The organism is Kluyvera sichuanensis, assembly GCF_014218705.1.
Lineage (GTDB): Bacteria > Pseudomonadota > Gammaproteobacteria > Enterobacterales > Enterobacteriaceae > Kluyvera > Kluyvera sichuanensis.
This window is the reverse complement of record NZ_JABBJF010000009.1, coordinates 119660-142413: the sequence shown is the minus strand read 5'-3', so window position 1 is coordinate 142413 and position 22754 is coordinate 119660. Positions and strand designations below refer to the sequence as shown.

At 53.1% G+C, this 22754-nt stretch carries 20 protein-coding genes; 16 read left to right on the top strand and 4 right to left on the bottom strand.

The window, feature by feature from the left end:
- Positions 1–4 precede the first annotated feature (4 nt).
- The gene (gene rbsD / locus HII27_RS12510; protein WP_185668176.1) at positions 5–424 is read right to left on the bottom strand and encodes a D-ribose pyranase; all 420 of its coding nucleotides are present in this window, start codon (positions 422–424) and stop codon (positions 5–7) included.
- Between the two features lie 174 nt (positions 425–598).
- The gene (gene kup / locus HII27_RS12505) at positions 599–2467 is read right to left on the bottom strand and encodes a low affinity potassium transporter Kup (RefSeq protein ID WP_185668175.1); all 1869 of its coding nucleotides are present in this window, start codon (positions 2465–2467) and stop codon (positions 599–601) included.
- A gap of 219 nt (positions 2468–2686) precedes the next feature.
- On the opposite strand from kup, the gene ravA reads away from it, so the two are divergent.
- Positions 2687–4183, top strand: coding sequence for an ATPase RavA (gene ravA / locus HII27_RS12500; protein WP_185668174.1), 1497 nt, complete (start codon positions 2687–2689; stop codon positions 4181–4183).
- Positions 4183–5634, top strand: coding sequence for an ATPase RavA stimulator ViaA (gene viaA, locus HII27_RS12495; protein ID WP_185668173.1), 1452 nt, complete (start codon positions 4183–4185; stop codon positions 5632–5634). The genes ravA and viaA overlap by 1 nt, the downstream gene beginning before the upstream one ends.
- An 8-nt stretch (positions 5635–5642) precedes the next feature.
- Here the strand turns inward: viaA and asnA are convergent, their stop codons facing one another.
- Positions 5643–6635 carry an aspartate--ammonia ligase gene (gene asnA, locus HII27_RS12490; protein WP_185668172.1) on the bottom strand — a complete coding sequence of 331 codons (993 nt, stop codon included), beginning with the start codon at positions 6633–6635 and terminating at the stop codon, positions 5643–5645.
- A 151-nt stretch (positions 6636–6786) separates the two neighbouring features.
- Here asnA and asnC point away from each other — a divergent pair, with 151 nt between their 5' ends.
- From asnC to HII27_RS12425, 13 genes are all read left to right on the top strand, one after another.
- Positions 6787–7245: a transcriptional regulator AsnC gene (asnC, locus tag HII27_RS12485; protein WP_035893632.1), complete on the top strand. Its 459-nt coding sequence runs from the start codon at positions 6787–6789 to the stop codon at positions 7243–7245.
- A gap of 89 nt (positions 7246–7334) precedes the next feature.
- A complete protein-coding gene (gene mioC / locus HII27_RS12480) occupies positions 7335–7784 on the top strand; it encodes an FMN-binding protein MioC (RefSeq protein ID WP_185668171.1) in 450 nt (149 codons plus the stop codon).
- Positions 7785–8157: 373 nt separating this feature from the next.
- Positions 8158–10047, top strand: a complete 1890-nt coding sequence (mnmG, locus tag HII27_RS12475) for a tRNA uridine-5-carboxymethylaminomethyl(34) synthesis enzyme MnmG (protein ID WP_185668170.1) — start codon at positions 8158–8160, stop codon at positions 10045–10047.
- A 102-nt stretch (positions 10048–10149) separates the two neighbouring features.
- Positions 10150–10773 carry a 16S rRNA (guanine(527)-N(7))-methyltransferase RsmG gene (rsmG, locus tag HII27_RS12470; protein WP_185668169.1) on the top strand — a complete coding sequence of 208 codons (624 nt, stop codon included), beginning with the start codon at positions 10150–10152 and terminating at the stop codon, positions 10771–10773.
- A gap of 614 nt (positions 10774–11387) precedes the next feature.
- Positions 11388–11768, top strand: a complete 381-nt coding sequence (gene atpI, locus HII27_RS12465; RefSeq protein WP_185668168.1) for a F0F1 ATP synthase subunit I — start codon at positions 11388–11390, stop codon at positions 11766–11768.
- A gap of 8 nt (positions 11769–11776) precedes the next feature.
- On the top strand, positions 11777–12592 hold the full coding sequence (gene atpB / locus HII27_RS12460; RefSeq protein ID WP_166515107.1) for a F0F1 ATP synthase subunit A: 816 nt from the start codon (positions 11777–11779) through the stop codon (positions 12590–12592).
- Positions 12593–12638: 46 nt separating this feature from the next.
- On the top strand, positions 12639–12878 hold the full coding sequence (gene atpE, locus HII27_RS12455; RefSeq protein ID WP_000429386.1) for a F0F1 ATP synthase subunit C: 240 nt from the start codon (positions 12639–12641) through the stop codon (positions 12876–12878).
- A 66-nt stretch (positions 12879–12944) separates the two neighbouring features.
- Positions 12945–13415, top strand: a complete 471-nt coding sequence (gene atpF, locus HII27_RS12450) for a F0F1 ATP synthase subunit B (protein WP_035893620.1) — start codon at positions 12945–12947, stop codon at positions 13413–13415.
- Between the two features lie 14 nt (positions 13416–13429).
- Positions 13430–13963: a F0F1 ATP synthase subunit delta gene (gene atpH, locus HII27_RS12445; protein WP_185668167.1), complete on the top strand. Its 534-nt coding sequence runs from the start codon at positions 13430–13432 to the stop codon at positions 13961–13963.
- A 12-nt stretch (positions 13964–13975) separates the two neighbouring features.
- The gene (gene atpA / locus HII27_RS12440; RefSeq protein ID WP_166515109.1) at positions 13976–15517 is read left to right on the top strand and encodes a F0F1 ATP synthase subunit alpha; all 1542 of its coding nucleotides are present in this window, start codon (positions 13976–13978) and stop codon (positions 15515–15517) included.
- A 49-nt stretch (positions 15518–15566) separates the two neighbouring features.
- A complete protein-coding gene (gene atpG, locus HII27_RS12435; RefSeq protein ID WP_185668166.1) occupies positions 15567–16430 on the top strand; it encodes a F0F1 ATP synthase subunit gamma in 864 nt (287 codons plus the stop codon).
- Positions 16431–16456: 26 nt separating this feature from the next.
- Positions 16457–17839: a F0F1 ATP synthase subunit beta gene (atpD, locus tag HII27_RS12430; RefSeq protein ID WP_035893613.1), complete on the top strand. Its 1383-nt coding sequence runs from the start codon at positions 16457–16459 to the stop codon at positions 17837–17839.
- 20 nt (positions 17840–17859) lie between these two features.
- A complete protein-coding gene (locus HII27_RS12425; RefSeq protein WP_003023809.1) occupies positions 17860–18279 on the top strand; it encodes a F0F1 ATP synthase subunit epsilon in 420 nt (139 codons plus the stop codon).
- Positions 18280–18783: 504 nt separating this feature from the next.
- Here HII27_RS12425 and HII27_RS12420 read toward each other — a convergent pair.
- Positions 18784–20967 carry a right-handed parallel beta-helix repeat-containing protein gene (locus HII27_RS12420; protein ID WP_185668165.1) on the bottom strand — a complete coding sequence of 728 codons (2184 nt, stop codon included), beginning with the start codon at positions 20965–20967 and terminating at the stop codon, positions 18784–18786.
- 345 nt (positions 20968–21312) lie between these two features.
- On the opposite strand from HII27_RS12420, the gene glmU reads away from it, so the two are divergent.
- Entirely contained in the window at positions 21313–22683 is a 1371-nt protein-coding gene (gene glmU / locus HII27_RS12415; RefSeq protein ID WP_185668164.1) for a bifunctional UDP-N-acetylglucosamine diphosphorylase/glucosamine-1-phosphate N-acetyltransferase GlmU, read from the top strand.
- Positions 22684–22754 lie beyond the last annotated feature (71 nt).

Below are 22754 nucleotides of genomic sequence, written 5' to 3'. Positions count from 1 at the left end.
GGCCTCAGAAGGTGACGCCAGCACAGAGAATGATATTCGCATACGGGGAACACTCCCCGCTGCGAATCACCGCCTGACTGTCTGCGGTTTGTTGTTTGAACTGTTCATGTGAGACGTAACGAACATCAATGGTGTTTCCCTGGTGTTGCTGCAGCTGCTCAATATGTTTGAGCAACGCTTCGTGGAGCTGCGGATTATGTTGCTGAATTTCCGCGGCGAGAATGGCGGCCTCGATCTGCATCTCCTGCGTCACCACACCCAGCACCTGCATAAAGGTGGGAACGCCCTGGGTCAGCGCCATATCAATGCGCGCCGTGCTGCGGGGAATAGGTAAACCCGCATCGCACACCACCAGCGTATCGGTATGCCCCAAACGGGAGATAACCGACGAGATTTCAGAGTTGAGTACCGTGCCTTTCTTCATTTTGTTTTCTTGCTCCACTAGCGAAACGTTTCGCTAGCATCAGTTTAGTCTGAAGAGCGAACAGAAAACCACCATCAGGTTATAGAAATGTGATCGCCATCGAAACGTTTCGCGAACAAAGGGGAGGGGATAAAAAAACGCCCTCCGTCAAAATGAGGGAGGGCGTTGATAGCATTAGATTTCGACCTGGGTACCCAGTTCGATAACGCGGTTTGGCGGGATCTCGAACTGATCCGGCGCGCGAAGCGCGTTGCGCTGCAGCAGCAGGTAAAGCTTGCCGCGCAGGCGTAGGTACCACGGACGCTTGCCGACAATCAGCGACTCATGCGACATAAAGAACGAGGTTTCCATCATTCGGCAGCTTAAGCCTTCCAGACCGCAGCGGTGGAACACCTCTTCCACGTTTGGCGTTTCACGCCAGCCGTAGCTGGCCACGACGCGCCAGAAGGTAGGCGAGAGCTGCTCAATCTGCACGCGGCGAACGTTATGTACGTACGGCGCATCTTCGGTACGCAGCGTCAGCAGGATAACCCGCTCGTGCAGCACCTTGTTGTGCTTGAGGTTATGCAGCATGGCAAACGGAATCACGTTCAGCGCACGAGACATATACACCGCCGTGCCCGGTACACGTACCGGCGGCGATTTCTCCAGTGAAGCAATCATCGCTTCCAGGGAATTACCGTGTTCATGCATACGACGCAGCAGGCGGAAACGCTCGCTTTTCCAGGTAGTCATGATGGTGAACATAATCAGCGCCAGCGTCAGCGGCAGCCAACCGCCGGAGACGATTTTATCGAGGTTCGCCGAGAACAGCGGAATGTCGATGCACATAAACGCCACGAACAGCAGCGCCACAAAGAACTTGTTCCAGCGCCAGTTCTTGCGTGCCACCGTAGTGAACAGAATCGTCGTCAGCACCATGGTCCCGGTCACGGCAATACCGTACGCCGCCGCCAGGTTTGAGGAGTGCTCAAAGCTGACGATAACCACCACCACCGAGATATAAAGCAGCCAGTTGATAAACGGGATATAGATCTGGCCGGACTCCATTTCCGAGGTATGAATAATGCGCATCGGTGACAGATACCCCAGGCGCACCGCCTGGCGAGTCAACGAGAAGACCCCGGAGATAACCGCCTGAGAGGCGATAACCGTCGCCAATGCCGCAATCACCAGCATCGGAATCAGCGCCCAATCAGGGGCCAACAGGAAGAACGGGTTCTTAATCGCTTCCGGGTGCTTTAACAACAGTGCGCCCTGACCAAAGTAGTTCAGCACCAGTGATGGCAGAACCACCGAGAACCAGGCCAGACGAATCGGTAATTTCCCGAAGTGCCCCATATCGGCATACAGCGCTTCCACGCCGGTAATCGACAGCACCACCGCGCCCAATGCAACGAAAGAGACGGTTTTATATTGCAGGAAGAAGTTCACCGCCCAGTAAGGGTTCAGGGCATGCAGGACTTCCGGGTTAGCAATAATACTCCGCGCGCCCAGTACCGCCAGCAGCAGGAACCAGATAAGCATAATCGGCGCGAACAGTTTGCCGACCATGCTGGTACCGTGCTTCTGGATAGCAAAAAGCAGCGTCAGGACGATGATTGAAATGGGGACAATCCAGGTATCAAGCGTAGGCGCGATGATCTCCAGACCTTCGATCGCCGACATCACCGAGATAGCCGGGGTAATGACCACTTCACCATAGAAGAAGCTTCCCCCAATAAGCCCAAGGATCACCAGTATTGATGTCGTCTTTGCGGAGGTATTACGCCCAGCAAGTGACATCAGCGTAAGGATCCCGCCTTCACCGGCGTTATCCGCCCGCATCACGAAGGTAATGTATTTAAGTGATACTGTAAAAATCAGCAGCCAGAAAATTAATGACAGGAAGCCAAAAACCGCGTCACGTTCAACGCCAAAACCAAACTGCCCAGACAAACATTCACGAAGCGTATAAAGAGGGCTGGTACCGATATCGCCGTATACCACGCCAATTGCAGCGAGTGTAATCGCTGATAAAGATTGTTTCTTATCAGTGCTCATAGACTAGTCTTTCGTTTACGAAACAAATGTGTGCCTAGTCCCTTGGCCCACCAAAAGCGCACAGTATGCACGATTAACATCAAAATCGTACCCCTTAATTGCGTCATCTTAACCTGCCTCAATAAATAGCGAGGTACTATTCAGGCTATTCACCTAAAGAGTTATACGTCTATACTCAGCCAGTTAGCAGAATAAACGGTGAAAGGACGCAACTTAATTATGGCGCAACCACATTTATTAGCAGAAAGAATTTCGCGCCTGAGCAGCGCGCTGGAGAAGGGCCTTTTTGAGCGTAGCCACGCCATGCGGCTCTGTCTGTTGGCGGCCCTCAGCGGTGAGAGCGTGTTTTTACTCGGCCCTCCCGGCATCGCCAAAAGCCTGATCGCCCGCCGCCTGAAGTTTGCCTTCCAGCACGCCCGCGCCTTTGAATACCTGATGACACGTTTCTCTACGCCCGAAGAGGTATTCGGCCCGCTCTCTATTCAGGCCTTAAAAGATGAAGGGCGCTATGAGCGTCTGACCGCTGGCTACTTGCCAGAAGCGGAAATCGTCTTCCTTGATGAGATCTGGAAAGCCGGCCCGGCGATTCTGAACACCTTGCTGACCGCCATTAACGAACGCCACTTCCGTAACGGCGCCAGCGTCGAAAAAATCCCGATGCGCCTGCTGGTGACGGCCTCCAACGAACTGCCGGAAGCGGAAAGCAGCCTCGAAGCGCTGTATGACCGTATGCTGATTCGCCTGTGGCTCGACAAAGTACAGGACAAAGGCAATTTCCGCTCGATGCTGATTAGCCAGCAGGACGAGAACGACAACCCGATTCCCGCCAACCTTCAGGTCACCGATGAAGAGTACTTCCAGTGGCAGAAGGATATCGGCAACGTGAAGCTGCCGGATGCCGTGTTTGAGCTGATCTTCACCCTGCGTCAGCAGCTCGATAATCTGCCGAATGCGCCTTACGTCTCCGATCGTCGCTGGAAAAAAGCGATACGTCTGCTTCAGGCCTGCGCCTTCTTCAGCGGCCGCGATACGATCGCACCCATCGATTTGATCCTCTTAAAAGAGTGCCTATGGCATGACGCAGAAAGCCGAAATCTGCTTCAACAACAAATAGATATTTTGATGACCGGGCATGCATGGCAGCAGCAGGCGATGCTCAATAAGCTAGGCGCTATTACCCAGCAGCGTCTGCAAATTCAGCAGCAGCAAAGCGACAAAACGGCGCTGAAGGTCACCCGACTTGGCGGCATGTTCAGCCGCAAGCCCCACTATGAGCTGCCGTCAGAGGTGCAGTCGCCAACGGTGACGCTGCTGCTGCAAAAACCGCTCAAACTGCACGATATCGACGTTATTCACATCGCTTTTGACCGTCAGGCACTGGCAAACTGGCTGGAGAAGAGCGGCGAAATCCGCGGCAAGCTCAACGGCATCGGCTTTGCGCTGGCGCTGAATATGGAAGTCGACGCCAGCCAGCACCTGGTAGTGCGGGATGTCAGTCTTCAGGGGACGCGCCTTTCATTACCCGGAACGGGGACAACGGAGAATATGCCGGCGGAAATCCGCCAGCAGCTGCTCGCGCTGGATGAAGAGTGGCACCAGCAGCACAACCGCTTTAGCGAACAGCAAAAATGCCTCTTTATTAATGAAGAGTGGCTCGGCCGAATTGAAGCCAGCCTGCAGGATGTGGCCGCTCAAATTAAGCAGGCGCAGCTTTAATGCTGACTATCGATACGCTCAACGTCATGCTGGCGGTCAGCGAAGAGGGGATGATCGAAGAGATGATCATCGCCCTGCTGGCCTCGCCGCAGTTGGCTATCTTTTTTGAAAAGTTTCCTCGTTTAAAAACTGCGATTACCGACGATCTCCCCCGCTGGCGAGACACCTTTAAGGGCCGCCTGAAAGGGGCGCCGGTTCCGCCGGAGCTGGAAGAAGAGGTCATTTGCTACCAGCAGAGTCAGCTGCTTTCCACCGCGCAGTTTATCGTTCAACTACCGCAGATTCTGGCGCTACTAACGCGGCTACATTCGCCGTTTGCAACACAGGCGCAGCAGCTTGTCGCCAACAATGCGACCTTTACCCCCGCGCTACATACCCTGTTCCTGCAACGCTGGCGGCTGAGCCTGGTCGTTCAGGTAACGTCGCTTAACCAGCAGATGCTGGAAGAAGAGCGCGAACAACTGTTGAGCGAAGTGCAGGAGCGTATGACCTTGAGTGGCCAGCTGGAGCCGGTGCTGGTGGAGAACGACAGTGCCGGTGGGCGGCTGTGGGATATGAGCGCCGGGCAGCTCAAGCGCGGCGACTATCAGCTGATCGTCAAATACGGCGAGTTTCTCAGCCAGCAGCCGGAGCTGATGCGTCTGGCTGAACAGCTCGGGCGCTCCCGAGAAGCGAAATCCGTACCGAAGAAAGATGCGCCGATGGAGACCTTCCGCACCATGGTGCGCGAACCCTCCACCGTGCCAGAGCAGGTCGATGGCATTCAGCAAAGCGACGATATTCTGCGTCTTCTGCCACCGGAGCTGGCAACGCTAGGGATGACCGAGCTGGAGTATGAATTTTACCGCCGGCTGGTGGAGAAGCAACTGCTGACCTACCGCCTGCATGGCGATGCCTGGCGTGAGAAGGTCACCGAGCGCCCGGTGGTTCGTCAGGATGAAGATGAACAGCCGCGCGGCCCGTTTGTGGTCTGCGTGGATACTTCCGGCTCGATGGGCGGCTTCAACGAGCAGTGCGCCAAAGCCTTCTGCCTTGCACTGATGCGCGTAGCGCTGGCGGATAACCGTCGCTGCTACATTATGCTGTTCTCCACGGAAGTGGTGCGCTATGAGCTTACCGATCGTCAGGGGCTGGAGCAGGCAATCCGCTTTTTAAGCCAGCGCTTTCGCGGCGGTACCGATATGGCAAGCTGTCTGCGTGCGGTGATTGAGCAGCTGCAAAACCCGCAGTGGCAGGATGCGGACGCAGTGGTCATTTCCGATTTTATCGCCCAGCGGCTGCCGGATGAAGTGGTGAAGAAGGTAGGGGATTTGCAGCATAAATATCAGCATCGATTTCATGCGGTGGCGATGTCTGCACATGGAAAACCCGGGATCATGCGCATCTTCGATCATATCTGGCGCTTTGATACCGGGTTGAGAAGCCGCCTGCTAAGACGCTGGCAGCGTTGATGTAAGCATTACAGCAGGGCGGAGACGCTCTCACGAACCTGCGCTGGCCATACGCCGCACTGTACCTGCCCGATATGGGAGAGTTGCAGCAGCAGCATCGTCAAACGAGACTGACCAATCCCACCGCCAATCGTCTGCGGCATTTCACCGCGCAGCAGCGCCTGGTGCCATTCAAGCTGCAGACGATCTTCATCGCCGGTTAACGCCAACTGGTGCTTCAGTGCTTTAGCGTCAACGCGGATCCCCATAGAGGAAAGCTCGAAAGCGTCTTCCAGCACCGGGTTCCACACCAGAATATCACCGTTCAGGCCAGAGAGGCCGGAAGCACTCTGGGTACTCCAGTCGTCATAGTCCGGCGCACGGACATCGTGACGCTGGCCGTCAGACAGTTTACCGCCGATCCCGATCAGGAAGACCGCGCCCAGCTCTTTGGCAATCGCGCGCTCACGCCCTTTTGCATCGAGGCCAGGGTAGCGGCTCAGCAGCGTTTCGCTATGAACGAAGTGGATCTGTTCTGGCAGGAACGGTGTCAGACCAAATTCTTTGCTCACGGCAGCTTCGGTTTCTTTAATACCCGCCCAGATTGCCTTCACGGTGCTTTCCAGCGTACCGATATGGCGCTCTTCATCACCCATTACGCGCTCCCAGTCCCACTGGTCAACGTAAACGGAGTGAATAGCGGTGAGTCGGTCTTCATCGGGGCGAAGGGCCTTCATGTGCGTGTACAGCCCTTCGCCCGCGCTGAAGTCGTGTTGTCCCAGGGTTTGACGTTTCCACTTCGCAAGGGAATGAACCACTTCGAACTGGGCATCTGGCAGTGTTTTCACTTTCACCTGAACCGCCTTCTCGCAACCAGACAGGTTGTCCTGTGTCCCATCTCCCACGCGGCTTAAGATCGGCGCCTGGACTTCTACGAGCCCTAGCTTCTCTTCCAGCTGACGGGAAAAATAGGATTTAACGAAACTAATCTGGCGTTGTTTTGCGATGTATGCGGTTTTCATTATTTTTACTCCTGCGTCCTGTTGGTATTGATTAAGCAACAAAACAGGACACCAATTCAATAATCAAACAATAAAAAGCCTTACTCACTTTTGATTCAATAAAATAACAGGCTAAAATAGAGTGAATCATTAATCTTCATAAGAAAAAGCTATGGAAAATTATCAAATCGACAATCTGGATCGCGGCATCCTTGAGGCGTTAATGGCCAATGCCCGTACCGCCTATGCCGAACTGGCCAAACAGTTCGCCGTGAGCCCGGGCACGATTCACGTTCGTGTAGAGAAGATGAAGCAGGCGGGCATCATTACCGGTGCGCACGTCGACGTCAGTCCTAAGCAGCTGGGTTATGACGTAGGCTGCTTTATCGGCATCATCCTGAAGAGCGCCAAGGACTATCCTTCGGCGCTGGCAAGGCTGGAAAGCCTGGACGAGGTCACCGAGGCGTACTACACCACCGGGCACTACAGCATCTTTATTAAGGTGATGTGCAAATCCATCGATGCCCTACAGCAGGTACTTATCAACAAGATCCAAACAATTGATGAAATTCAGTCCACCGAAACCCTGATCGTCCTGCAGAACCCGATCATGCGTACCATCAAGCCATGATCGGCTTTTTTAATCCCACATTTTTCCACAGGTAGATCCCAGCTCACACACAGCGTACAATGCCCTCCTCTATATATAGGTGGGCGATCATGGCAGATATCACTCTTATCAGCGGCAGTACTCTCGGCAGTGCGGAATATGTAGCAGAGCATTTGGCTGAAAAACTGGAAGATGCCGGTTTTACCAGCGAAATGCTGCACGGGCCGATGCTGGATGATGTGCCGATGGAAGGGATCTGGCTGGTTATCAGCTCCACGCACGGTGCAGGAGACATTCCTGACAACCTGCTGCCTTTATATGAAGCATTACGTGAGCAAAAACCGGATCTCTCTCAGGTTCGCTTCGGCGCAATTGGGATTGGTAGCCGCGAATATGACACGTTTTGCGGCGCGATCGACAAGCTGGATGCCGAACTGAAAGCCTGCGGGGCCAAACAGATTGGTGAAACGCTGAAGATCAACGTGCTCGAACATGAGATTCCTGAAGATCCGGCCGAAATCTGGTTGGGATCGTGGCATCTTTTGCTCAGAGATTTGTAAAGATCGGAATTTATTGTGTGGATAACTCTGGTTAAAAGCTTGGATCAACCGGTAGTTATCCAAAGAATAACTCGTGTCTGGTTTTTGACCTGTGCATAACCCTTCGTTTTGATCCCAGCTTATACTGAACAGGATCACCGATCATTCACAGCTAACGATCCTTCTTAAACGGTTGATCTTAAAATACGGATCGGACTTATCCACAAAGGTTGGCGATCCTAATAAGAGATCACAATAGAACAGATCTCTAAATAAAAAGATCTTCTTTTTAATACCCAAGATCCGAACCCTTTCTCCATCGACTAAAGTTGAGTAGAATCCACGGCCCGGGCTTCAATCCATTTTCACACCGCTTTACGCGAGGCAAACCACCATGTTTTATCAGGATCCTTTTGACGTCATCATCATTGGCGGGGGTCATGCAGGCACTGAGGCCGCGATGGCCGCAGCGCGTATGGGTCAACAGACTCTGCTTTTGACACACAATATCGACACGTTGGGGCAGATGAGCTGCAACCCGGCGATTGGCGGCATTGGGAAAGGACACCTGGTAAAAGAAGTGGATGCCCTTGGCGGCCTGATGGCGACGGCGATCGACCAGGCAGGCATTCAGTTTAGGATACTAAACGCCAGCAAAGGCCCGGCCGTTCGCGCCACCCGTGCACAGGCGGATCGCGTGCTCTATCGTCAGGCGGTACGCACTGCGCTGGAGAACCAACCGAACCTGATGATCTTCCAGCAGGCGGTTGAAGATCTGATTGTTGAAAACGATCGCGTCGTTGGTGCCGTAACCCAGATGGGTCTCAAATTCCGCGCCAAAGCCGTGGTACTGACCGTGGGTACCTTCCTCGACGGCAAGATTCACATTGGCCTGGATAACTACAGCGGTGGCCGCGCAGGCGATCCGCCGTCTATCCCGCTGTCTCGCCGTCTGCGCGAACTGCCGCTGCGCGTCAGTCGCCTCAAGACCGGTACGCCACCGCGTATCGATGCGCGTACCATCGACTTTAGCGTCCTGGGCCAGCAAAACAGCGATAATCCGCTGCCGGTCTTCTCCTTCCTGGGGAACGCCGCTCAGCATCCTCGCCAGATGCCGTGCTACGTCACGCATACCAACGAAAAAACGCATGAGGTGATCCGCAATAACCTCGATCGCAGCCCAATGTACGCTGGCGTGATCGAAGGGATCGGCCCGCGCTATTGCCCATCGATCGAAGATAAAGTGATGCGCTTTGCCGATCGTAACCAGCATCAGGTATTCCTGGAGCCGGAAGGACTCACCTCCAACGAAATTTATCCAAACGGTATCTCCACCAGCCTGCCGTTTGATGTGCAGATGCAAATTGTCCGTTCCATGCAGGGGATGGAAAACGCGCGAATCGTTCGTCCTGGCTACGCCATTGAGTACGATTTCTTCGATCCACGCGACCTGAAACTCACGCTGGAAAGCAAATTTATCCACGGTCTGTTCTTTGCGGGACAAATCAACGGCACTACCGGCTATGAAGAAGCTGCCGCCCAGGGCATGCTGGCTGGGCTTAACGCAGCCCGTTTGTCTGCCGACAAAGAGGGCTGGGCGCCACGTCGCGATCAGGCTTACCTCGGGGTGCTGGTGGACGATCTTTGCACGCTCGGTACCAAAGAACCGTACCGCATGTTCACTTCCCGCGCTGAATACCGCCTGATGCTGCGTGAAGACAACGCCGACCTGCGTCTGACCGAAATCGGTCGTGAGCTGGGAATGGTGGACGACGTTCGTTGGGCACGCTTTAACGAGAAGCTGGAGAACATCGAACGTGAACGCCAGCGTCTGAAGTCTACCTGGATTACACCATCATCGGAGTCTGCGGCCGAAGTGAATGCTCACCTGAGTGCGCCACTCACGCGCGAAGCCAGCGGTGAAGATCTGCTGCGTCGCCCGGAAATGACCTACGAACAACTGACCGCGTTGACGCCATTTGTTCCTATGCTGGAAGATGAACAGGCAGCAGAGCAGGTAGAAATTCAGGTTAAATACGAAGGCTATATCGCCCGTCAGCAGGATGAAATCGAGAAACAGCAGCGCAACGAAAACACCCTGCTGCCTGCAACGCTGGACTACCGCCAGGTTAACGGCCTGTCCAACGAAGTGATCGCTAAACTCAACGATCACAAACCGGTTTCGATAGGCCAGGCGTCCCGTATCTCCGGGATCACGCCTGCAGCAATCTCTATTCTGCTGGTATGGCTGAAAAAACAGGGGCTGCTGCGCCGCAGCGCTTAATGCACCGAACATGCCCGGTAGCGCTACGCTTGCCGGGCCTATAACCTAGGCCGGATAGGGCGAAGCCGTCTTCCGGCAGATTATCGCTAACAGGTATTCTCCGTGCTCAACAAACTCTCCCGACTGCTGAATGAAGCAGGAATTTCCCTCTCCGATCACCAGAAAAACCAGCTTGTGGCATACGTGGATATGCTGCACAAGTGGAACAAAGCCTACAACCTGACTTCGGTTCGCGATCCTAACGAGATGCTGGTCCGCCATATTCTCGACAGCATCGTGGTAGCGCCGTCGCTCAAAGGTGAACGCTTTATCGACGTCGGTACCGGTCCTGGCCTGCCGGGTATTCCGCTGTCCATCGTGCGTCCTGATGCTCACTTCACGCTGCTGGATAGCCTGGGCAAACGTGTCCGCTTCCTGCGCCAGGTACAGCACGAGTTAGCGCTGACTAACATCACGCCGGTGCAGAGCCGTGTTGAAGACTTTCCGGCTGAACCGCCGTTTGACGGCGTGATTAGCCGTGCATTTGCTTCGCTGACTGACATGGTGACCTGGTGCCATCACCTTCCAGGTGACGCTGGGCGCTTTTACGCATTGAAGGGACAGCTTCCGGAAGAGGAAATCGCTCAGCTTCCTGCGCCGTTTAGCGTCGAGAGCGTGGTGCCGTTGAACGTTCCTCAGCTGGAAGGGGAGCGTCATTTGGTTATTATTAAAGCAAATAAAATTTAATTTTTATCAAAAAAAGTAGAGAAAAAGTGGGGGCTCTGGTGTTAACAAATGCACGACAATTAGCGCCAGCGACCTGCTATATTTAACCAGCGATTAACTTAAGTTTATCTTCATTGTAACGCGGCTTTTTTTGTTAAGACTTAAAATAGTCAACATGGAAAATATCAGTCTGCTAAAAGTCAGCCCATTCGTCATTTTGTCATGTTAATAAATTATTATAAATGTCAATGAATGGTTTTTGTTCTGTATCGCGGTGTTTTTAAAAGAGTGGGCGGATTAAGTCTTATATATCAGAATGATGAGAACTTCCGTTTTGCTACAATGATTTATGCGGTTCGCTCGAAAATGTTTAATATGTGATCTCGTGCACGCTTTGTAATCACTATTTTCGGTGTATTTGCAGTTTTGTACGATCGTTCACACTTTGGCGAAAAGTAGAAAAACAGCGCGAATGAAAAATAATTAAATATTTATTCACGTTTTGGCTACTTATTGTTTGAAATCACGGGGTGTCACCGTATAATTTGACCGCTTTTTGATGCTTGACTCAGAGCATTAAAGAACGTTTTATACGACACGCGGCATACCTCAAAGGGAGCAGGAGTACAAACGTGATGTCTATGTCGCTCGTGAGTCGAAACGTTGCACGAAAGCTTCTGTTCATTCAGCTTCTGGCAGTGATAGCAAGTGGATTGCTGTTCAGCCTAAAAGACCCCTTCTGGGGCATCTCCGCCGCGTGCGGAGGCCTGGCAGTGTTACTGCCTAATATGTTGTTTATGATTTTTGCCTGGCGTCACCAGGTACATACACCCGCTAAAGGCCGAGTGGCCTGGACGTTCGCCTTCGGGGAAGCGTTCAAAGTGCTTGCGATGCTGGTGTTACTGGTCGTGGCGCTGGCGGTTTTAAAGGCGGTGTTCTTGCCGCTGATCGTGACATGGATTTTGGTGCTAGTGGTTCAGATACTGGCGCCCGCTGTAATTAACAACAAAGGGTAAAAGGCATCATGGCTTCTGAAAATATGACGCCGCAGGAATACATAGGACACCATCTGAATAACCTTCAGCTGGACCTGCGTACTTTCTCGCTGGTAGATCCGCATAACCCCCCAGCCACCTTCTGGACGCTCAATATTGACTCCATGTTCTTCTCGGTGGTGCTGGGTCTGTTGTTCCTGCTTACGTTCCGTAGCGTTGCCAAAAAAGCAACCAGCGGCGTACCAGGTAAATTTCAGACCGCGATTGAGCTGGTAATCGGCTTTGTTCATGGCAGTGTCAAAGACATGTACCATGGCAAAAGCAAGGTTATCGCACCGCTAGCCCTGACGATCTTCGTCTGGGTCTTCCTGATGAACCTGATGGACTTACTGCCTATCGACCTGCTGCCGTATGTTGCTGAGCACATACTGGGCCTGCCGGCGCTGCGCGTGGTTCCGTCTGCGGACGTAAACATTACCCTGTCTATGGCACTGGGCGTGTTTATCCTGATTCTGTTCTACAGCATCAAAATGAAAGGCATCGGTGGCTTCACGAAAGAGCTGACACTGCAGCCGTTCAATCACTGGGCATTTATTCCTGTCAACTTAATCCTTGAAGGGGTAAGCCTGCTGTCCAAACCGGTATCTCTGGGTCTGCGACTGTTCGGCAACATGTATGCCGGTGAGCTGATTTTCATTCTGATTGCTGGTCTGTTGCCGTGGTGGTCACAGTGGATTCTGAATGTGCCGTGGGCCATTTTCCACATCCTGATCATTACGCTGCAAGCCTTCATCTTCATGGTTCTGACGATTGTCTATCTGTCGATGGCGTCTGAAGAGCATTAATTTACCAACACTACTACGTTTTAACTGAAACAAACTGGAGACTGTCATGGAAAACCTGAATATGGATCTGCTGTACATGGCTGCCGCTGTGATGATGGGTCTGGCGGCAATCGGTGCTGCGATCGGTATCGGCATCCTCGGGGGCAAATTCCTGGAAGGCGCAGCGCGTCAACCGGATCTGATTCCTCTGCTGCGTACTCAGTTCTTTATCGTTATGGGTCTGGTGGATGCTATCCCAATGATCGCTGTAGGTCTGGGTCTGTACGTGATGTTCGCTGTCGCGTAGTAAGCGTTGCTTTGAATTAAGTAAGAGCAATATCAGAACGTTAACTAGATAAAGAGGCATTGTGCTGTGAATCTTAACGCAACAATCCTCGGCCAGGCCATCGCGTTTGTCCTCTTCGTTCTGTTCTGCATGAAGTACGTATGGCCGCCTTTAATGGCAGCCATCGAAAAGCGTCAAAAAGAAATTGCTGACGGCCTTTCTTCTGCAGAACGAGCTAAAAAGGATCTGGACCTTGCACAGGCCAATGCGACCGACCAGCTGAAAAAAGCGAAAGCGGAAGCCCAGGTAATCATCGAGCAGGCGAACAAACGTCGCTCTCAGATCCTGGACGAAGCCAAAACTGAAGCAGAGCAGGAACGTAACAAAATCGTGGCACAGGCTCAGGCAGAAATTGATGCTGAGCGTAAACGTGCCCGCGAAGAGCTGCGTAAGCAAGTCGCTATCCTGGCTGTTGCTGGCGCCGAGAAGATCATCGAACGTTCCGTGGATGAAGCTGCTAACAGCGACATCGTGGACAAACTTGTCGCTGAACTGTAAGGAGGGAGGGGCTGATGTCTGAATTTGTTACGGTAGCTCGCCCCTACGCCAAAGCAGCTTTTGACTTTGCCGTCGAACACAAAAGCGTAGATCGCTGGCAGGACATGCTGGCGTTTGCCGCCGAAGTGACGAAGAACGAACAAATGGCAGAGCTTCTGTCTGGTGCGCTGGCACCGGAAACGCTCTCTAAGTCGTTTATCGCAGTATGCGGTGAGCAACTGGACGAAAATGGCCAGAACCTGATTATGGTGATGGCTGAAAATGGTCGTCTTAAAGTGCTCCCGGATGTTCTCGAGCAGTTCATTCATCTGCGCGCCGCGAGTGAAGCTACCTCTGAGGTAGAAGTCATCTCCGCTAATGCGCTCAATGAAGAACAGCTTGCGAAAATCAGCGCCGCGATGGAAAAGCGTCTGTCACGCAAAGTTAAGCTGAATTGCAAAATCGATAAGTCTGTAATGGCGGGCGTTATCATCCGTGCGGGTGATATGGTCATTGATGGCAGCGTACGCGGCCGTCTTGAGCGCCTTGCAGACGTCTTGCAGTCTTAAGGGGACTGGAGCATGCAACTGAATTCCACCGAAATCAGCGAACTGATCAAGCAGCGCATTGCTCAGTTCAGTGTTGTGAGTGAAGCTCACAACGAAGGTACTATTGTTTCTGTAAGTGACGGTGTTATCCGCATCCACGGCCTGGCCGATTGTATGCAGGGTGAAATGATCTCCCTGCCGGGTAACCGTTACGCTATCGCACTGAACCTGGAGCGCGACTCCGTAGGTGCTGTAGTAATGGGTCCGTACGCTGACCTTGCCGAAGGCATGACCGTCAAGTGTACTGGTCGTATCCTGGAAGTTCCGGTTGGCCGTGGCCTGCTGGGCCGTGTGGTTAACACCCTGGGTGCACCAATCGATGGTAAAGGCGCGCTGGACAACGACGGCTTCTCCGCCGTTGAAGCTATCGCACCAGGCGTAATCGAACGTCAGTCCGTTGATCAGCCAGTTCAGACTGGTTATAAATCCGTTGATGCCATGATCCCAATCGGTCGTGGTCAGCGTGAACTGATCATCGGCGACCGTCAGACCGGTAAAACCGCTCTGGCAATCGACGCCATCATCAACCAACGTGATTCCGGCATCAAGTGCGTATACGTTGCTATCGGCCAGAAAGCGTCCACCATTTCTAACGTGGTACGTAAACTGGAAGAACACGGCGCGCTGGCTAACACCATCGTTGTTGTAGCAACCGCGTCTGAATCCGCTGCACTGCAGTACCTGGCACCATATGCCGGTTGCGCAATGGGCGAATACTTCCGCGACCGTGGCGAAGATGCGCTGATCATTTATGATGACCTGTCTAAACAGGCTGTCGCTTACCGTCAGATCTCCCTGCTGCTCCGTCGTCCACCAGGACGTGAAGCATTCCCAGGCGACGTATTCTATCTGCACTCCCGTCTGCTGGAGCGTGCTGCGCGTGTTAACGCTGAATACGTTGAGACCTTCACCAAAGGTGAAGTGAAAGGGAAAACGGGTTCTCTGACCGCTCTGCCGATTATCGAAACGCAGGCTGGTGACGTTTCCGCATTCGTTCCGACCAACGTAATTTCCATTACCGATGGTCAGATCTTCCTGGAAACCAACCTGTTCAACGCCGGTATTCGTCCTGCGGTTAACCCGGGTATCTCCGTATCCCGTGTTGGTGGTGCAGCTCAGACCAAGATCATGAAGAAACTGTCCGGTGGTATCCGTACCGCTCTGGCACAGTATCGTGAACTGGCAGCGTTCTCCCAGTTCGCATCTGACCTTGACGATGCAACCCGTAAGCAGCTGGACCATGGTCAGAAAGTGACTGAACTGCTGAAACAGAAACAGTATGCGCCGATGTCAGTCGCGCAGCAGTCTCTGGTTCTGTTCGCGGCAGAACGTGGTTATCTGGCTGATGTAGAGCTGGCGAAAATCGGTAGCTTCGAAGCCGCTCTGCTGGCTTACGTTGACCGTGATCACGCTCCGTTGATGCAAGAGATCAACCAGTCCGGTGGCTATAACGACGAAATCGAAGGCAAGCTGAAAGGCATCCTCGATTCCTTCAAAGCAACCCAATCCTGGTAAAGTCTGACGGCCTGTCTTAGGGCAGGCCGTAGGCATTGAGGAGAAGCTCATGGCCGGCGCAAAAGAGATACGTAGTAAGATCGCAAGCGTCCAGAACACGCAAAAGATCACTAAAGCGATGGAGATGGTCGCCGCTTCCAAAATGCGTAAATCGCAGGATCGCATGGCGGCCAGCCGTCCTTATGCAGATACCATGCGCAAAGTGATTGGTCACCTTGCGAACGGTAATCTGGAATATAAGCACCCGTACCTGGAAGAACGCGACGTTAAGCGCGTGGGCTACCTGGTGGTGTCTACCGACCGTGGTCTGTGCGGTGGCTTGAACATTAACCTGTTCAAGAAACTGCTGGCGGATATGAAGGCATGGACCGAAAAAGGCGTTCAGTGCGACCTCGCAATGATCGGCTCTAAAGGTGTGTCCTTCTTTAATTCCGTAGGTGGCAACATTGTCGCTCAGGTAACCGGTATGGGCGATAAACCTGCCCTGTCCGAACTTATCGGTCCGGTAAAAGTGATGTTGCAAGCCTACGACGAAGGTCGTCTGGACAAGCTTTATATTGTCAGCAACAAATTTATTAACACCATGTCTCAGGTGCCGACGATCGTCCAACTGCTGCCGTTACCGGCTTCAGAAGATGATGATCTGAAACGTAAAACCTGGGATTACCTGTACGAACCCGATCCGAAAGCGCTGCTGGATACCCTCCTGCGTCGCTATGTCGAATCTCAGGTCTATCAGGGCGTGGTAGAAAACCTGGCCAGCGAGCAGGCCGCACGTATGGTGGCGATGAAAGCCGCGACCGACAATGGCGGCAGCCTGATTAAAGAGCTGCAGTTGGTATACAACAAAGCTCGACAGGCCAGCATTACTCAGGAACTCACCGAGATCGTCGGTGGTGCATCCGCGGTATAACCAGGTTAATTCGTAGAGGATTCAAGATGGCTACTGGAAAAATTGTCCAGGTAATCGGCGCCGTAGTTGACGTCGAATTCCCTCAGGATGCCGTACCGCGCGTGTACGAAGCTCTTGAGGTGCAGAATGGTAATGAAGTTCTGGTGCTGGAAGTTCAGCAGCAGCTCGGCGGCGGTATCGTACGTACCATCGCTATGGGTTCTTCCGACGGTCTGCGTCGCGGTCTGGATGTTAAAGACCTTGAGCACCCAATCGAAGTTCCGGTAGGTAAAGCTACGCTGGGTCGTATCATGAACGTACTGGGTCAGCCAGTAGACATGAAAGGCGACATCGGTGAAGAAGAGCGTTGGGCTATCCACCGCGCTGCACCTTCCTACGAAGAGCTGTCTAGCTCTCAGGAACTGCTGGAAACCGGTATCAAAGTTATCGACCTGATGTGTCCGTTCGCGAAGGGCGGTAAAGTCGGTCTGTTCGGTGGTGCGGGTGTTGGTAAAACCGTAAACATGATGGAGCTGATCCGTAACATCGCGATCGAGCACTCCGGTTACTCCGTGTTTGCGGGCGTAGGTGAACGTACTCGTGAGGGTAACGACTTCTACCACGAAATGACCGACTCCAACGTTATCGATAAAGTATCCCTGGTATATGGCCAGATGAACGAGCCACCGGGAAACCGTCTGCGCGTTGCTCTGACCGGTCTGACCATGGCTGAGAAATTCCGTGACGAAGGTCGTGACGTACTGCTGTTCGTCGATAACATCTATCGTTACACCCTGGCCGGTACAGAAGTATCTGCACTGCTGGGTCGTATGCCTTCAGCGGTAGGTTACCAGCCGACTCTGGCGGAAGAGATGGGCGTTCTGCAGGAACGTATCACCTCCACCAAGACCGGTTCTATCACCTCCGTACAGGCGGTATACGTACCTGCGGATGACTTAACTGACCCATCCCCAGCAACTACCTTTGCTCACTTAGATGCAACCGTAGTACTGAGCCGTCAGATCGCTTCCCTGGGTATCTACCCTGCGGTTGACCCGCTGGACTCCACCAGCCGTCAGCTGGATCCGCTGGTTGTTGGTCAGGAACACTACGACACCGCTCGTGGCGTTCAGTCCATCCTGCAGCGTTATCAGGAACTGAAAGACATCATCGCCATCCTGGGTATGGATGAGCTGTCTGAAGAAGACAAACTGGTGGTAGCACGCGCACGTAAAATTCAGCGCTTCCTGTCCCAGCCATTCTTCGTAGCAGAAGTATTCACCGGTTCTCCAGGTAAATACGTTTCGCTGAAAGACACCATCCGTGGCTTTAAAGGCATCATGGACGGCGAATACGATCACCTGCCGGAGCAGGCGTTCTACATGGTCGGTTCCATTGACGAAGCAGTGGAAAAAGCCAAAAAACTTTAACGCCTTAATCGGAGGGTGATATGGCAATGACTTACCACCTGGACGTCGTCAGCGCAGAGCAACAAATGTTCTCTGGTCTGGTCGAGAAAATCCAGGTAACGGGTAGCGAAGGTGAACTGGGTATTTTCCCGGGGCACGCACCGCTGCTCACCGCCATTAAGCCTGGTATGATTCGCATCGTTAAACAGTTCGGTCATGAAGAGTTTATCTATCTGTCCGGCGGCATTCTTGAAGTGCAGCCTGGTAGCGTGACCGTTCTGGCTGATACCGCTATTCGCGGCCAGGACCTCGACGAAGCGCGAGCACTGGAAGCGAAACGTAAGGCCGAAGAGCACATTAAGAGCTCTCATGGTGACGTGGATTACGCTCAGGCGTCCGCGGAGCTGGCCAAAGCGATCGCTAAACTGCGCGTTATCGAGTTGACCAAAAAAGCGATGTAACACCGGCTTGAAAGTCAAAAAGCCAGTCTGGTTTCCAGGCTGGCTTTTTTTATGGTTTGTTTTAATTTAAATGAAACTGAAAAGGTATTTTAAATATTTTGTGATTTGAGTCACAAAACTATTGATCGATAAATGTCCGAGGAGTAGACTTCTTTTTGTGACATGAGTCACAGAAAATATCACTACTATCGCAGGATAAAAATCATGAAACTGATCAACAAAATCGTCGCCCTTTTCAGCGCTATGAACATCTCTTTCGGTACTTTCAACCTGTAAGGTTGATGACCGCACTGGCCGCCTCACCTGTAGGTCAGATGCCGTTCTGTTAAGCGCTGTACCGCTAACGAAAACCACAACACACGCGGTGTAAACAGAACCAAAAACGAAAAAGGTCGCCTTATGGCGACCTTTGTATTTTGTAGGCCGGAGCATTTCCCGGAGTCGGTGCTGGTGCACCTCGTCCGGGCTACCTGATGATGTAGCCCGTCCAGGCGAAGCGGCTTCTTAATCCTTGGTCAGGAAATTCCCGGTATTAAAACTCCCGTCCGCATTACGGGTGAGCGGCTGCGGTAACTCCAGCGACTGGAAATCTTCCGCGCGCAACTCCTTGCCTTCCGTATTAATGCTTTTTCCCTTCTCGATGAAGTAGTTGGTGGCATCAACGTTCCCGACCACCGCATCGTCATATTTCCCCGGCTGACTGCGCAGCGAAATATTGTCGCTGAACACGCCTTGAGTAGCGGCGTCACCGTATGGGCTTGGGCGGAAGATAAAGTTAAAGCGCTGGTTATCAACGGCAACGTTGTTCACCACCACCAGCTTGCCAGGGTTGAAGTTGTCGGTGAAACCATCGAGATGGTTGCCAATGGCGATACTGTTGCGAATTTCGTGGGCCACAGGCTGGCCTTCACCGCCGAGTTTAAAGCCGTTGCTGGTATTGTTGCGGGCAATGGAGTTCTCAATCACCACCACGCCGTTCGCACCATCCTCAATCTTGTTGAACAGATCGAAACCGTCGTCGATGTTGTCATGGGAGTAGCACCCTTCCAGGCGGTTACCTTCACCCACGCGCATCTTCACCGCAAAACCGTCGGCGTTGATCTTACCCGGATCTTCGTTGCTGTAAGATTCGGCGTTCACCACACGGTTATGGCTTGCCCACAATGGGCGACCGATCTTATCGACGGAAGAGATCTGAATGCCGGTGTCGTCATTGTGATAGGCAGTGACGTTCTCGATAAGGTTGTGGCTTCCCTGAATACGCAGGCTCTTGTCGGTAATATCCACACCGCGAATCGTCCAGTAGTGGCCGTCCAGCAGCATGCCGTGGATAACCGCTTTACCCGCCGCTTCCAGCGTTTTACGACCCTTTTCAAGGCCGCTTGCGGAGAGTGGGATATCGGTCTTCGCGTAGTCACCTGCCGCCAGTACCACTTTACCGCCAGGTGGTACAAGCGCGATGGCGGTGGCCAGATCCATTGGCGCTTCTGCCGTGCCTTTGGCATCGGCTTTACCGTCGGCGGCGGCGTACAGCGTACTGCTTACCGTGGCTTTGTGCTGGCTAACGGAAAGCTGCTGTTCAACCGGCGAACGATCGCGACCGCTGGTGGGGGTAAAGGTAATCTGGAAGTTGTTGCTCTCGGCGAGCTTCGTTGGCAGGGTAAACATCTCACCGGCTTTCACCGGTTTATTCTCCCCGATCACCACTTCGTTCTGGCGCACCGAGAACTGACCATCGTAGTTGGCCCGCGCCTGTAAGGTATAGTTCTGGCCTGCACTCTGGCTGCCTGATGCCACCTGCATCACCACCGGCCAGGATTTTGCCACAAACGGCTTCGAGGCCACGGTCTGCGCAGCCGACGTCGTCAGAGAGGCGTCGCTGACGGTGATTTTCGCATTACGGGAAGCAAAGAAGCCCACGTAGTACTGCTTTTTATCCTGCACCGAAATCAGATCGGCATTCGGCACCTGCTGGATGACCCACTCTTCGCTGCCGACCGGCGCCCAGGCGGTGATAAAGCCTTCATTCGTTCGCTCGAGCTTAAGGCGGAAAGCCGGCGACTCTCGCAGGTCAACGCCTTCCTTATAGCTCACCTTTTTAATCTCAGAGCCCGCATTACCCCAAGGTTGGGTGATGCCGTTGCGTGAGATAGCCTGTAGCTTAACGCGATAATCGTCTTTTTTATCCTGGGTCATGATGGCGTTCATCACCATATTTGAAGCCGCAGGAAACTCTTCATAGCCCTCTTTCAACGGCTCCTGACGAGGCGTGCCGATAATATCGCGTACCAGCAGTCCAGCCCCTTCCTGAGCGGCCGGTTTGGCGCCATTTTCCGGGCCAAACTGATCGACGGTAACCGTAGCAGAGAGAACAAAATTCTCATCGCTCGGCAGCGTGGTGTAGAAAAAAGTCAGGCCGTCGTGCGAGTTGGCAATCTTACCGCCGCGGCTTTCAATGGTGATAGGTTTACTGAGTGAGGCAATTTGCTGCGGGGTCAGCGTCTTACCATCAATCGTCACGTTGTTAACGCCAACCTTCTCCGGCAACACGTTAGAGGAGAAGTTAACGTCAGTGGATTGCCCAAAAGCGATCGCCTTCCATTGCTGGGGCGCCTGGGCCTGGGCCTGTGCCGAGAGGGAGAGTGCTGCGCTACAAAGAGTCAGAGCCAGAGGTATTTTCTTTTTCATATCATCTTCCTGAATGGTTGAGCGCCGTAATTATCAACAAATCAAAACGCTGTTTCTTTTTCGCTCGTCACAATATCGAGTAAATAAAACAGTGTTTTAAATATGATGTAGCCTTTATTCAGGTGTCAAAAAAACAATATAAGCAGAGAGATAGCGCGCTAACCCGCGATTGGGCTGATTTCTTACGAGACAAATGCGTTTGATATGGACGAAAATAAGGGAAGAAAAACAGGGCGAAAGGTAATGTTGAGCGTTTTATCAGCAGGCCATTTCATGGCGAAAAATATGTAGAATTTTCAACGTTAACCCGCTTTACTTCATACTTAATCTACAGACAGGATACCTATGTCTAACCGTACCATGAGCGTTGTGATCCTTGCCGCTGGCAAAGGCACGCGTATGTATTCCGATCTTCCAAAAGTGTTGCATACCCTGGCCGGCAAGCCGATGGTGCAGCATGTCATTGATGCCGCGAATCATGTTGGCGCGAACCAGGTCCACCTGGTGTACGGTCACGGCGGTGATTTACTGAAGCAAGCTTTATCCGATGACAACCTGAACTGGGTGCTGCAGGCTGAACAGCTGGGCACCGGTCATGCGATGCAGCAGGCTGCGCCGTTCTTCGCGGATGACGAAGATATTCTGATGCTCTACGGCGACGTGCCGCTGATCTCCGTTGAAACGCTGCAGCGCCTGCGTGAAGCCAAGCCGCAGGGCGGAATTGGCCTGCTGACGGTGGTGCTGGACGATCCAAGCGGTTATGGCCGTATTACCCGTGAGAACGGCAAAGTGACCGGCATCGTTGAGCACAAAGATGCCACCGAAGCACAGCGTCAGATTCAGGAAATCAATACCGGTATCCTGATTGCTAACGGCGCGGACCTGAAGCGCTGGCTGGCGAAGCTCGACAATAACAATGCGCAGGGTGAGTTCTATATCACCGATATCATCGCCATGGCATACCGCGAAGGCCGTGAGATTGCCGCCGTTCACCCGGCGCGTATCAGTGAAACTGACGGCGTGAATAACCGCCTGCAGCTTTCTCGCCTTGAGCGCATTTACCAGTCCGAGCAGGCAGAAAAACTGCTGCTGGCAGGCGTAATGCTGCGTGACCCGGCGCGTTTTGACCTGCGCGGCACCTTGTCTCATGGGCGCGATGTTGAAATTGATACTAACGTTATCCTTGAAGGCAACGTCGTGCTGGGCCATCGCGTCAAAATCGGCGCAGGCTGCGTGATTAAAAACGCGACCATCGGCGACGACTGCGAAATCAGCCCGTACAGCGTGGTGGAAGATGCCCATCTGGAAGCAGCCTGCACCATCGGCCCGTTCGCCCGTCTGCGTCCTGGCGCTGAGCTGCTGGAAGGCGCACACGTGGGTAACTTCGTCGAAATGAAAAAAGCGCGTCTGGGTAAAGGCTCAAAAGCCGGTCATCTGACCTACCTCGGCGATGCGGAAATTGGCGATAACGTTAACATCGGCGCGGGTACCATTACCTGCAACTACGATGGCGCCAACAAGTTTAAAACGATTATTGGCGACGACGTCTTTGTCGGTTCCGACAGCCAGCTGGTGGCGCCGGTAACGATTGGCAAAGGCGTGACCATCGCGGCCGGTACCACCGTGACCCGCGACGTTGCTGATAACGAACTGGTGCTGAGCCGCGTACCACAGGTACACAAGCAAGGCTGGCAGCGTCCGGTGAAGAAAAAGTAATTTCTGTAGACCTGATACAGGCCTACATGGGTGAGGAGATAACATAATCTCCCGCCCAAAAAGCAGTACCT

Coding starts and splice junctions, on each gene's coding strand:
- kup (WP_185668175.1), bottom strand. CDS start 2,467: ATGAGCACTGATAAGAAACAATCTTTATCAGCGATTACACTCGCTGCA.
- mioC (WP_185668171.1), top strand. CDS start 7,335: ATGGCAGATATCACTCTTATCAGCGGCAGTACTCTCGGCAGTGCGGAA.
- HII27_RS12420 (WP_185668165.1), bottom strand. CDS start 20,967: ATGAAAAAGAAAATACCTCTGGCTCTGACTCTTTGTAGCGCAGCACTC.
- ravA (WP_185668174.1), top strand. CDS start 2,687: ATGGCGCAACCACATTTATTAGCAGAAAGAATTTCGCGCCTGAGCAGC.
- asnA (WP_185668172.1), bottom strand. CDS start 6,635: ATGAAAACCGCATACATCGCAAAACAACGCCAGATTAGTTTCGTTAAA.
- rbsD (WP_185668176.1), bottom strand. CDS start 424: ATGAAGAAAGGCACGGTACTCAACTCTGAAATCTCGTCGGTTATCTCC.
- atpG (WP_185668166.1), top strand. CDS start 15,567: ATGGCCGGCGCAAAAGAGATACGTAGTAAGATCGCAAGCGTCCAGAAC.
- atpB (WP_166515107.1), top strand. CDS start 11,777: ATGGCTTCTGAAAATATGACGCCGCAGGAATACATAGGACACCATCTG.
- HII27_RS12425 (WP_003023809.1), top strand. CDS start 17,860: ATGGCAATGACTTACCACCTGGACGTCGTCAGCGCAGAGCAACAAATG.
- asnC (WP_035893632.1), top strand. CDS start 6,787: ATGGAAAATTATCAAATCGACAATCTGGATCGCGGCATCCTTGAGGCG.
- atpE (WP_000429386.1), top strand. CDS start 12,639: ATGGAAAACCTGAATATGGATCTGCTGTACATGGCTGCCGCTGTGATG.
- atpH (WP_185668167.1), top strand. CDS start 13,430: ATGTCTGAATTTGTTACGGTAGCTCGCCCCTACGCCAAAGCAGCTTTT.
- mnmG (WP_185668170.1), top strand. CDS start 8,158: ATGTTTTATCAGGATCCTTTTGACGTCATCATCATTGGCGGGGGTCAT.
- viaA (WP_185668173.1), top strand. CDS start 4,183: ATGCTGACTATCGATACGCTCAACGTCATGCTGGCGGTCAGCGAAGAG.
- glmU (WP_185668164.1), top strand. CDS start 21,313: ATGTCTAACCGTACCATGAGCGTTGTGATCCTTGCCGCTGGCAAAGGC.
- atpD (WP_035893613.1), top strand. CDS start 16,457: ATGGCTACTGGAAAAATTGTCCAGGTAATCGGCGCCGTAGTTGACGTC.
- atpA (WP_166515109.1), top strand. CDS start 13,976: ATGCAACTGAATTCCACCGAAATCAGCGAACTGATCAAGCAGCGCATT.
- atpI (WP_185668168.1), top strand. CDS start 11,388: ATGTCTATGTCGCTCGTGAGTCGAAACGTTGCACGAAAGCTTCTGTTC.